Below are 11,326 nucleotides of genomic sequence, written 5' to 3' on the forward strand. Positions count from 1 at the left end.
GTGGCCGACAGCATCATCGACCAGCGGCTGGCAGGCGGGCCCAGGCCCGAACTCGACCTGACCGGCGCCGAGTGGCAGACGAGCAGCCGCGGCGTGGGCGGCGACGTCCAGATCGCCTTCGTCGAGGGCTACGTCGCGATGCGCAACGGCCGCAGCCCGGAGATACCGGCGCTGATCTTCACCCCCGCCGAGTGGCGCGGCTTCGTCCTGGGCGCCCGCGCCGGCGAGTTCGACCTGACCTGATCCGGCCCTGCCGACGGGGAGCGGACTACCAGGCACCGTAACCACCCCCCGTTCAGCCGGAGTTGAGGCGAGGCGCGGGGCGCGGCCGGCCGGGCCGCCGGCGCGTTCCCGACCGCGGCCCGCAGGCCGTCGCCGTCGCGCCGGGCGCCCGCCTCGATGGCGGCGGTACGGGCCGGCAAGCCGCCGGGTCAGGGCCACAGCAGCTCCTTGGTCCAGGCGGAGCCGGACCGGCGGTACACCAGCCGGGTGTGGTTGCGGTCCGCGGCGCCCTGCCAGAACTCCACCGACTCCGCCCGGAGGGTGTGCAGCGTCCACTCCGGCGGCACCAGCCCGGGGTCGCCGGCCAGCCGCTCGGCGGCGCCGGCCACCGCGGTGTCCCGCTCGGCCAGGGACGCCAGCGGACGGCTCTGCCGACCGACGAGCGCCTCGGCGCGCGCCCCGGCGCCGCGGGCCAGGAAGTCCGCGGCGGACCGCTCCGCGCTCTCCCGCACCACCGGGCCCCGCACCCGCACCTGGCGGGCGAGGGGTTGCCAGTAGAAGGTCAGCGCGGCATACGGGCGGGCGGCCAGCTCCCGGCCCTTGGCGCTGCCGTCGTGCGCGGCGAACCGCCAGCCGTCCGCGTCGACGTCCTTGAGGATCAGGGTGCGTGCCGACGGATTGCCGTCCGCGCCGGCGGTGGCGAGGGTCATCGCGTGCGGCTCGGGGACCTGCGCCCGGATGGCGCCGAGCAGCCATTCGGTGAACAGCTCCACCGGGTCGTCGGGCGTCGCGGCCGGATCGAAGGCGGGCAGCTCACCCCCGAACACCGGGAGATTGCGGAGCAGTTGACGGACATCGGCCATGTTTCCCCCTCGTGGGCGTTAATGGTTGATCGCGACCGTACCATTAGCGTCATGGACGCAACACGGCTCGCCCTGGACCTCGCCGTCACCATCCGCCACGACGGACACGGCGGCGTCGCCGACGACCTCGCCGACACCGCCGGGCTCGCCGCCTGGATCGGCGACCGCGCCGCCGCACTGGACTGCGCCGAGGACGGCCCGCCCCCGGTGGACCAGGCACTGCTCACCGCCGTCCGGGAGCTGCGGGCCGCCGTCCGCTCGCTGTTCGCCCGTGCCGTCCGCCCGGGCCCGCCCAGCTCCGCCGACGCCCACCGACTGCTCCCCGAGGACGAGGCGCTCGCCCGGCTGAACGCCGCCGCCGCCCGGGTCCCCACCGCCCCCCGGCTCACCTGGGACGCCGGCACACCCCCCGTCCTGCGCGACCTCCCGGCCGGCGCCCCGCCCGCCGCCGACCGGCTCACCGCCGCCCTGGCCCGGGCCGCCCTCGCCTTCCTCGGCGGCCCCGACCGCGACCGGCTGCGGGCCTGCCCCGCCCCGCGCTGTGTGCGCTACTTCGTCAAGGACCGCGCCCGCCAGGAGTGGTGCAAACCCTCCTGCGGCAACCGCGCCCGCGTCGCCCGCCACCACGAGCGCCGCCGCCGGGAGGGCGGTGACTAGGACTGGCCGCTGGGACCGGCCGTCAAATTCCCACCCGCCGTCCGGCCCGCCCTCCGGGCGAACGCCGGGAGTTCGGGGACGGGCTCCGCACGCCGCCACGGACGTGCGCCGGGGGCGGGCACCCGCACGGTGCGCCGGGCCGGGCCACGTACGATGGCGGCATGTCCTTCCTCCGCCGCCGCAGCGCAGCCACGCCCGCCGGTCCAGACTTCGACGTACTCGCCATGGACCCGGGTGACTGGCCCGGCAATCTCGGGGCCGGGCTGCTGCCCGCGCCCGACGGGAGCTGCCAGGGCGTGTTCCTCCGTTATGACCTGTTCGGCGGCCGCGGCCCGGCGATGATCATCGGCAACCTGCCGGAGGGCTCCCCGGCCCGCGAGGTCGAGGGGGAGCAGGTGCCCTTCGAGGTGGCCCAGCTGCTCGCGGCGCTCGGCAACGACGAACCGGTGACGGTCGTCGAGACCGAGGACACCCCCGTGATGCACCAGGACAACCTCCTGATCGTCAAGCGCGTCAAGTGCTCCGAGAGCCGCATCTCCTGCGTGCAGTTCGACCGCGACGACGGCGTGCTGGTGACCATCGCCAGCTGGGACCGCCCGATCACCGACGACCTCTACGCCCTGCTCAAGCCACTCCCGGCGGAGCTCTTCCAGCAGGGCTGACCGGCAGAACCGGCTGCGCGCACACCACGCGCCCGGTGGGGCCCCAGGGCCACCACCGGGCGCGTCGGCGTTCCCACCCGCTCCCGGGTGCTACGACACCGAGGACCGCACGTCCACGTCGGCCGCCCGCACATACCCGACCCGGTGCCCGAGCTGGATCTCGTAGTACACGTCCTGGCCGCGGACGATCGCGTGCTTGGTGATGTCGAAGGTCGGCGAGAAGAAGTACTCCGACCGCACCCGCCCGCCGACCGCGTACCGCTGGCCCGCGAGCAGCGTGTACGGCAGCGGGGTCACCGCCTGCACCGGCACCTGCGACGGGTACGCCGACTGCTCCGGGTACGCCCGCCCGTACACCGGGATCTCCGCCCGGCCCGCCTTCGGCGTGGCCACCAGCCCCCTGGCGTTCACCGCCGTCGGGTGCGAGCGCGGGTTGTGGAACCACGCCTGCTGCCCGAGGTACCAGATCGCCGTCCAGTCACCGGACCGGCCCGCCACCGCGAACCGCTGGCCGGTCGTCGCCCGCGCCCCGGTGTCGTTCACCCCGGTCGTGGTCGCCGAGCCGTCCGGGTGCAGCCCGATGTCCTTGACCAGCGGCGCGCTCTCGCTGGGCGCGACGTGCAGCCGCACGGCGCCGGACCCGTGCGGCGCGCAGGGCTGCCCTGGCTTCTCACAGTCGGTGTAGAGCGGCCGGTTGCGGTCGTAGGACGGCCGGATGGTGACCAGGCCGCCGTGCGGGCCCGCGGTGCGCCTGAACGGCCGGCCCAGCAGCGCGAAGTAGTGCGCCCAGTCCCAGTACGGACCGGGGTCGGTGTGCATCCCCGCGATCGTCGAGGGGACCGTACCGGGGACGTTGTCATGGCCCAGGATGTGCTGCCGGTCCAGCGGGATGCGGTACTCCTTCGCCAGGTACTTCACCAGCCGGGCCGACGCGCGGTACATCGCCTCCGTGTACCAGGCGTCCGGCGCCGCCAGGAACCCCTCGTGCTCGATGCCGATCGAGTGCGAGTTCACATACCAGTTGCCCGCGTGCCAGGCGACGTCCTTGGTCGGCACGTGCTGCGCGATCAGCCCGTCCGCGGAGCGCACGGTGTAGTGCCAGGACACGTACTTGGGGTCCTTGATCAGCCGCAGGGTGGTCTCCCACGATCCCTCGGTGTCATGGATGACGATGGCGTCGATCTTCTGGTCCCCGGGCCGGTCGGCCAGATCGTGGTTGCCGTAGTTGGTGCCGTTGTCGTACTGCTCGTAGGGCGCCGGCCAGGACTCGCAGGCGACGGACCAGGGGCACTCCAGCGCCCCCCCGGCACCGCGGGTGGCCGTGCGCAGGGCCGCGGCGGCGCGGGTGAGACGTCGTGCCTGGGCGGGGTCCGCGGTCAGCCGTGGCGCGGCCGCCAGCGTGACCCGCTGTCCCGCGTCGGTGGTGCGGCTCTGCCCCTGCCGCAGCACCGCGAAGACGTCCCGGGCGAACGCCGCGCCGCTGCGCGGATCGTCCGCACCGCCGTAGCGCGCCACCGCCGCGTACCACTTGCCCGGGTCGCCGCTGGCCGGCTGCCCCAGGGCGCGCTGGGCGGCGGCCAGCAGCGCGGCGCCGCCGAGCACGTTCGCGGCCGGATCGCTGCGCAGCCGCGCCGCCGGCAGCCCGGTGAGCTTCGCCGCGGTGGGCAACGTGCGCAGCCTGGCCGGGAGTTCGGCGGGCAGCGCCACCCGCCGGGACCGCGACGGCACGGACGACGCCCGGAGCGGCCGGGCGGCGTCGCCGCGCGCGTCCCCGCCGTCCGTGGCGAACTCCGGCGCCCGCGCCACGGCCGCCCGGGCATCGGTCAGGTGCATCGGCCCGTACCCCCCGGACACACTGGGCGCGCCACCATGGCCGTCCCAGCGCGACTCCAGATACGCGACGCCCATCAGCACACTGCGCGGGACGTGGTAGCGTGCGGCGGCGTCCCCGAAGGCCCGCTGCAGAGAGCCGGACGGGGGCCGGTCGGCGCCCGCGGACGGGGCCGCGGAGACCAGCGGCAGCAGCAGCGCCGCGGCGGCGACGGCGCCGGCGGATCTGCGCAGGGCGGGGTGGCGGGTTCTCGGCGCGTCTTCCGGTGCGGATCCTCGCAAAACAGCCTCCTTCTAGCCGGCCCGAGCCGGGACGGTGTGACGGTGGTGTGCCAGGGGCCTGCCCGGTGGTGCGTGAGCCGGCCAGGCCGCGGTCGCGCGGGAGAACCCGAGACTAAGCCTCGGGTCGGCCGAGAACCATAGATGTGCCGACGCGCCGTCAATCACCACACCCGGTCCGGATTTCGCCTGTCGGGACAGCATGGCCAGGAGCCTTCCCGGCGCGGGGCCGGGACCTGCGGGGCGTCAGTGGAATGGACCAGTACACGGGTGAGCGGCGCGGCCCGTACCCGGGCGCGCCGCTCACGAATTTCCCCTCGGGGCGCCGCTCGGCAGCCCCGGCGGTCAGCGGGTGCCGACCGCCGCCCGCACCGCACGCCGCGCCATCTGCGCGTCGTCGTGCAGCCTGCGCAGCAGCAGCCGCTGCTCCTCGCCCGCCGCGGCCGCGCCGGGGTGCCCCGCGGTGGTGGCCGGCGCGGGCTCCCGCATCGTCCGCTGGACCGCGGTCTCGTACCGCCGGATCTCCCGGGTGAGCACCAGCATGAGGTTCACCAGGAAGGCATCCCGCGCGGGGGTGCCCGCCGCCTGTGCCAGCTGGCTGATGTGCCGGCGGGCCACCGGTGCGTCGCCGAGCACCGTCCACAGCGTCGCCAGGTCGTAACCCGGGAGGTACCAGCCCGCGTTGTCCCAGTCCAGCAGCACCGGACCGGCCGGCGAGAGCAGGACGTTGTTCAGCAGCGCGTCACCGTGGCAGAACTGGCCCTGGGTGTGCGCCAGCCCGTGCAGCAGCTTCTGCAGGTCGCCCAGGTCGCGGTCGGTGAGCAGCCCGAGGTCGTGGTACCGCCCGATCCGGCCCGCGTAGTCCAGCGGGGCGTCGAACAGTCCGGCCGGCGGACGCCAGGCGTTGACCCGGCAGATCGCCGCCAGCGCGGCCCGCACATCGGCCCGCGGCGGGGCCTCGGAGGGGTGCCGCGTCAGGGCCGCCACCCGGCCCGGCATCCGCTCCACGACCAGCGTGCAGTTGTCGGGGTCGGCCGCCACCAGCCGGGGCACCCGCACCGGCGGACGGTGCCGGACGAACGCCCGGTATGCGCTTATTTCCTGCCGGAAGCTCTCGGCCCACGCGGGGGAGTGGTCCAGTAAACACTTGGCGACGGCGCTCATCCGACCGGTCGTCCCCAGGAGCAGTACGGACTTCCCGCCGCGGCGCAGCACCTGGACCGGGTTGAACTCCGGACAGATGCGGTGCACCGAGGCGACGGCGGCGCGCAGCTGGGCGCCCTGGGGGCCGGACAAGTCGAGTCTCCCGCTGAGCGGTTGGGTGCCCATCCCCTGTGCCCGCCGGTTGCGTCCTCCGGGGAGGCCGGCCACCGCCCCCGCGGAAGGGGAGGGATCGAGATACGGCCCGCTCCCGTGGGGGTGCGGGCGATACGTCCGGGTGGGGGCGGTCACGGCGGACGATGCTGCATACATGGGTGAGACAGATCCCTTCGTGCGCCGACGAGTTGCGTGCGCTCCCGGCCCGGTGGCGGGAACCCGCGAACGGGCCCCGTACAGGCGGCCGATCCGTAGGTCCCCGTGCAGGGCACGCACCCTGGGGAATGCGGTCCCGCCACCGGGCCGGGGGCTGCACACCTACCGAACACGCGGATGCGGGTGGCAGACCATCTGGCGCACCCTGGCGAACCCTGGCGAATGCTCGCAGCGCATGTCACGGGCCGTTACTGTCAACTCAGTCGAGGAACCTGGGGGCTTGACGTGAGCAGGGAGCCGAACACCCGTCTCGCGGACCTTTTCGGCCTGGCCGGCTGGTCCAAGGGAGAACTCGCGAGGCTGGTCAACCGGCAGGCGGCGGCGATGGGCCATCCGCAGCTGGCGACCGACACCTCGCGGGTACGGCGCTGGATCGACATGGGCGAGACGCCCAGGGACCCGGTGCCCAAGGTCCTCGCCTCCCTCTTCACCGAGCGCCTCGGCCGTGTCGTAACCACCGAGGACCTCGGGTTCGCCCGGACTGGTCGCGCGGGGAAGCGGCAGGCCATGGACGGTCTGCCCTGGGCGCCCGAGCGGACCGCCGCGGTCCTCACGGAATTCACGGGAATGGACCTCATGCTCAATCGACGCGGCTTGGTGGGGGCGGGCGCGGCGCTCGCCGCGGGCTCCGCACTCACCGGCGCCATGCACGACTGGCTGCACACCGCCCCCACCCCGATCGCCCTCCGCCACGACGACCCGCTCGCCCACGAATCCCTGCACGAACTCGACCAGATCGGCCTCGACCGCTACGAGGCGGCCCCGGTGGGGTCACAGGAGATCGACGCCCTGGAGCACTCCGTCGAGGTGTTCCGCCGGTGGGACGCGGCCCGCGGCGGCGGCCTCCAGCGCAAGGCCGTGGTGGGCCAGCTCAACGAGGTCGGCGGGATGCTCGCCTACCGCCACCCCGACCACCTCCAGCGCCGGCTCTGGGGCGTGGCCGCCAACCTCGCGGTACTGGCCGGCTGGATGTCCCACGACGTGGGCCTGGAGCCCACCGCGCAGAAGTACTTCATCATCGCCGCGCACGCGGCCCGCGAGGGCGGCGACCGCCCGCGCGCCGGCGAGGCGCTCTCCCGCGCCGCCCGCCAGATGGTCCACCTGGGCCGCCCGGACGACGCCCTGGACCTGATGAAGCTCGCCCAGTCCGGCTCCGGTCAGGAGACCCTGCCGCGCACCCGCGCCATGCTGCACACCATCGAGGCGTGGGCGCACGCCGCCAAGGGCCACGGTCAGGCGATGCGGCGCACCCTCGGCGAGGCCGAGGAGCTGTTCGTCTCGGACAAGCGCGATGTGCCGCCGCCGTGCTGGATGCAGATGTTCGACGAGGCGGATCTGCACGGCATGCAGGCGCTGGCCTTCCGCACCCTCGCGGAACACGACCCGTCCGCCGCCAGAATCGCCCAGGTCCACGCCCAAAAGGCGCTCCAGCTGCGCAAGAGCGGTCACCAGCGGTCCCAGATCTTCGACTACATCTCGATGGCCTCGGCCTGCTTCATCGGCGACGACCCCGAACAGGCCGACCGCTACGCCCGGTTGGCGCTGGTCTCCATCGGCGAGAACTCCTCGCACCGCACCTGGGACCGGTTGCGCGAGATGTTCCGGCTCACCGGCCAGTACTCCGGCTGCGGCAAGATCCAGGACCTCCGCGAGGAGCTCCAGCAGGTGCTGCCGAAGCCGCGCCCCAAGGGAAAGGGGCCCGCTCTCGGCACGGGCCTCGGACCGGATCTGGGGCCGAACTTCGCGATCTGACCGCCCGCGCCACCGCCGCGATGACGCCGGATTCGGGAAGGGGACCCCGCCCCCACGCCCGATGCCGCGCGCAACGAACCCCCACCCGTTCGCCTGTTGCCGACCGGAACCACCCGACAACCTGCTCATCGATGTGCTTGCCAACCGTCCTGAAAAAGAACGTTCATGACGGTACGTCAGCACCGTCGTCATGAGGACGGACCCCGAACCCTCGGGGCGGCCGGCGCGCTGCGGCCGGTCCGCCCTCGACGGTAGCGCCGTGCGTCAGCAGCGCCGTGCGTCAGTCGCCGACCTTGGCGATCAGCACACAGGCGTCGTCCTCCCGCTCGATGGTGCCGAACTCCTCGACCACGATGCGGACGCTGTCCTGCGCGCTGCGGGCCGCGCCGAACCGCGGCGCCAGGGCGAGCAGCCGCTCGGTGCCCTCATGGGTGCTGTCCGGGCCGTGGGTGCGGCGCGGGACCAGCCCGTCGGTGTGCAGCACCAGCAGGTCGCCCGGCTCCAGCCGCTCGGCGTGCTGGCCGTAGCTCGCGCCCGTCGTGGCGCCGAGCAGCACACCCTCCGGCGGGTCCAGCGCGCGCCCCGTGCCGCCGCGGAACAGCAGTGGCGCGGGGTGTGCGGCCTGGGCCCACTCCAGTGCTCGCGTCGCGGGATCGAACTGTGCGCACAGCGCGCTGCCCAGCGCCGGCTGGCTGGCGGTGTCCAGCAGTTGGTTGAGGAACCCCATCAGCTGCCCGGGCCGGTGCCCGGCCGTGGCCATCCCGCGCAGCGCGCCGAGCACCATCGCCATCCCGGACGTCGCCGCGACGCCGTGCCCGGTGAGGTCGCCGACGCTCAACAGCGTGCGCCCGTCGGGGAGTTGCAGGGCGTCGTACCAGTCGCCGCCGATCAGGGCGGAGGTGGCGGCGGGGAGATAGCGGCCGGCCAGATCCAGGGTGACCGGGCCGCCCTCGGGGAAGCGCAGCGAGCCGCGCCAGGGCGGCAGCACGCTCTCCTGGAGCTCGACCGCGAGCCGGTGCTCGGTCTGTGCGATGTGCCGCTGGCGCCGGAGCGAGTCACCGGTCTCGCGCACCGCCGTCTGGCTGCGGCGCAGCTCGCTGACGTCGCGGAGCACCGTCCACACGCAGGCGGTGCCGCCGTCGGAGTCGAGCACCGGTTCGCCGACCATGTGGACCGTGCGGACGCCGGCGTCGGTGCGCACGATGCGGAACTCGCCGTCGATCGGCCGGCCGTCCACCAGGCAGTCGGTGACCATGACGGCCAGCTTCTCCTGGTCCTCGGGGTGCACCAGGGAGGGCAGCTCGTCAAGGGTCAGCGGGCCGTCGGCCGGGTCCTGGCCGAACATCGCGAACAGCTCGTCGGACCAGGTCACGTCGTCGGTGAGCAGATTCCACTCGGCGCTGCCGACCCGGCGCAGCAGTGTGCCCCGCTCGGGGGCCGCGGGCCCGGCCGGGGCCGCGGGCGGCTCGGCGGGCGCCTCCGCGGCGTCGGCGAGCGCGGCGGGCAGGCCCTCTCTGAGCTGGTCGAGATGGCCGCCGAGGTCGTCCAGGTGGTGCACGGCGAGGTCGCACAGTGCCCGCTGCCAGCGCAGCTGCGGGTCGGCGGCGAGGTCACCGGCCACCGAGGACTCTCTGCGTACCGCGTCGAGGCCACCGCGCAGGGTGCGGGCCTGCGAGATGAGTGCCTCGACCGCATCACGCTCGGGGGTCCGATCGGCTGGGTGATCCGCGTAGAGAGGGGGCGGCATGACGTACTCCGTGATCAGGCGGCGCCGGAACGTATGGGCCGGTTACGACTCTTGCACAGGCTGCGACGGTCCGTAAGGGATTTGGCATTACCCGATACGGTGGTGCACCTGGCATATGTCCATGGCCTCCCTTCCGTGGTCGGGCCCGAATCGGCGGAATGCAGGGTTCCACGCTAGGCTGCGGCCGCCGTACAGCTGTCTACCCCGCCGATCCATGGGGGGAACGACGCATAGGGCCCGCGGTCACCGGCAAGAATGCCGGTCGGCGGAAATCCCGTTGCCAGCCTGTCCCCCGCACCGGATGCTGACCTCATGTTCGATCCAGACATAGCGCCCAGTGGCACCCTGCTCGGCCTCCTGCAGCGAGGTCGCGGCGACGGGACCCTGCATGCCCTCGCGGCGCCGCGGGCCGAGGCGCTCGCGGCACTCAACGCCAGTGTGCTGCGCGATCCCCGCCGGGACTGGCAGGTGGAGAACCGCTCGCTCTACTACGCGCGCCTCTACATGCAGCTCGACGGCGGTCTCCAGGAGATCGAACGGCACCTCTTCCACGCCGACGACCTCACCGACACCGGCGAGGAGCGCACCGGCCTCGCCCTCGCGGTCCTCGGCCACCTCGCCGCCTACGGCAGGGACGCCGCGCGGCTGCTGCTGCGCAGCTATGCCGCGGTCGGCAGCAACTGGCGCTGGGCCCTCGACGAGCTCGCCCTGCGGGACGACGACGCCGGGCTGCTCGGCCTGGCGCCCGCGGTCCTGGCCCGCTTTCCCGAGACCCCGGAGGGCGACGCCCTGCTGGCCGCCGCCGTCCGCGACGCCTTCGAGCCCCGCCCCTGGCGCCTGTGGGCCGAGGATCCGCGCTACCGCGCGCGGCTGGCCGCCGCCGGGGAACAGGGGTCCTTCGACCGCTGGCAGCGGCAGCTGCGGCCGCGCGGGCCGCGCCCAGGCTGGAGCGTGGCCGAGGTGCTGGAGTGGGCCCAGCAGGAGCGGGAACCGCGCCCCGACGAGCACCGCTACCTCGCCGCCGCCCGCTGCCTGAGCGCCGTCGCCGGCCCCGAGGACCGCGCCGAGCTGCTGCGGGCCGGCCGCGGCGGACCGGACGCGGCCCGCGCCGCCGTCCTGCACCACCTCGCCGAACGCGGCGACCCGGAGGCCCTCGACCTCATCGAGGCCGCCGTCACCGACCCGCTCGCCACCGAACCGCTGGTCGCCGCCGCGCTCTCCTCGTACGAGCGGATGCGCGGCGCGGCCGCCGTGGAGCGGGCCCGGCTCTGGGCGGCGCGCGCCGACCGGCTGGGCGGGTCCGCCGCCGCGGTGCTCGCCCGGCGCGGCGACCGCCGGGACGCCGACCTGGTGCTGGCCGCGCTGCGCCGCACGGTGCGGGAAGAGGGGCCGGACGTCTGCGCGCTGTGGGAACTGGTCGACGGCGCCGGCCGCCTCGGGATCAGCTGCGCGGCGCCCGTATTGCGCCATATCTATCGCGAGACCTCCTCCTCCCATCTGCGCGGCCTGGCCGCCGCGGCGCTCGCCGTCACCGACCCCGGGTTCGCGGCCGGGTTCGCCGTCGAGTGCCTGTGGGACTGCGAGGAGCACACCCGGGAGCTGGCCGCCCGGCACGCGGCCACCGCCGACGACCGGGTCGTCGAGCAGCTCCGCCGGCTCGCCGCCGATCCGGCCGAGGAGGCCGAGGTGCAGACCGCCGTACGCGCCCGCTTCGGGCCGGACGCCTCGGCGGTGTGAGACCGCCGGGCCCGCCTGCCGGGCCCGGGGCGCGGCAGGCCGGG

The 11,326-nt window shown here is 74.6% G+C and carries 9 protein-coding genes; 5 read left to right on the forward strand and 4 right to left on the reverse strand.

Translation table 11 applies throughout. From position 1 onward, the window contains the following. Positions 1-243, forward strand: a complete 243-nt coding sequence (locus tag ACRAS8_RS30125; protein ID WP_438489135.1) for a DUF397 domain-containing protein — start codon at positions 1-3, stop codon at positions 241-243. A 188-nt stretch (positions 244-431) separates the two neighbouring features. On the opposite strand, the gene ACRAS8_RS30130 is transcribed toward ACRAS8_RS30125, so the two are convergent. Next, positions 432-1,085, reverse strand: a complete 654-nt coding sequence (locus ACRAS8_RS30130; RefSeq protein ID WP_438489136.1) for a pyridoxine/pyridoxamine 5'-phosphate oxidase — start codon at positions 1,083-1,085, stop codon at positions 432-434. 51 nt (positions 1,086-1,136) lie between these two features. Between ACRAS8_RS30130 and ACRAS8_RS30135 the strand changes: the two genes are divergently transcribed. Both ACRAS8_RS30135 and ACRAS8_RS30140 read left to right on the forward strand, forming a co-directional pair. After that, entirely contained in the window at positions 1,137-1,742 is a 606-nt protein-coding gene (locus tag ACRAS8_RS30135; RefSeq protein WP_438489137.1) for an ABATE domain-containing protein, read from the forward strand. 161 nt (positions 1,743-1,903) lie between these two features. Then, positions 1,904-2,404, forward strand: a complete 501-nt coding sequence (locus ACRAS8_RS30140; protein WP_438489138.1) for a hypothetical protein — start codon at positions 1,904-1,906, stop codon at positions 2,402-2,404. 90 nt (positions 2,405-2,494) lie between these two features. Here the strand turns inward: ACRAS8_RS30140 and ACRAS8_RS30145 are convergent, their stop codons facing one another. After that, positions 2,495-4,516, reverse strand: coding sequence for an N-acetylmuramoyl-L-alanine amidase (locus ACRAS8_RS30145; RefSeq protein WP_438489139.1), 2,022 nt, complete (start codon positions 4,514-4,516; stop codon positions 2,495-2,497). A gap of 342 nt (positions 4,517-4,858) precedes the next feature. Continuing rightward, the gene (locus ACRAS8_RS30150) at positions 4,859-5,986 is read right to left on the reverse strand and encodes an aminoglycoside phosphotransferase family protein (RefSeq protein WP_438489140.1); all 1,128 of its coding nucleotides are present in this window, start codon (positions 5,984-5,986) and stop codon (positions 4,859-4,861) included. Positions 5,987-6,271: 285 nt separating this feature from the next. Here ACRAS8_RS30150 and ACRAS8_RS30155 point away from each other — a divergent pair, with 285 nt between their 5' ends. Beyond that, positions 6,272-7,798: a DNA-binding protein NsdB gene (locus tag ACRAS8_RS30155; protein ID WP_438489141.1), complete on the forward strand. Its 1,527-nt coding sequence runs from the start codon at positions 6,272-6,274 to the stop codon at positions 7,796-7,798. A 280-nt stretch (positions 7,799-8,078) separates the two neighbouring features. On the opposite strand, the gene ACRAS8_RS30160 is transcribed toward ACRAS8_RS30155, so the two are convergent. Continuing rightward, positions 8,079-9,545: a PP2C family protein-serine/threonine phosphatase gene (locus ACRAS8_RS30160; protein ID WP_438489142.1), complete on the reverse strand. Its 1,467-nt coding sequence runs from the start codon at positions 9,543-9,545 to the stop codon at positions 8,079-8,081. A 312-nt stretch (positions 9,546-9,857) separates the two neighbouring features. On the opposite strand from ACRAS8_RS30160, the gene ACRAS8_RS30165 reads away from it, so the two are divergent. Beyond that, positions 9,858-11,282 carry a HEAT repeat domain-containing protein gene (locus ACRAS8_RS30165; RefSeq protein WP_438489143.1) on the forward strand — a complete coding sequence of 475 codons (1,425 nt, stop codon included), beginning with the start codon at positions 9,858-9,860 and terminating at the stop codon, positions 11,280-11,282. The last annotated feature ends 44 nt before the right edge of the window (positions 11,283-11,326 follow it).

This window comes from Streptomyces sp. S186, from assembly GCF_051603415.1.
Lineage (GTDB): Bacteria > Actinomycetota > Actinomycetes > Streptomycetales > Streptomycetaceae > Streptomyces.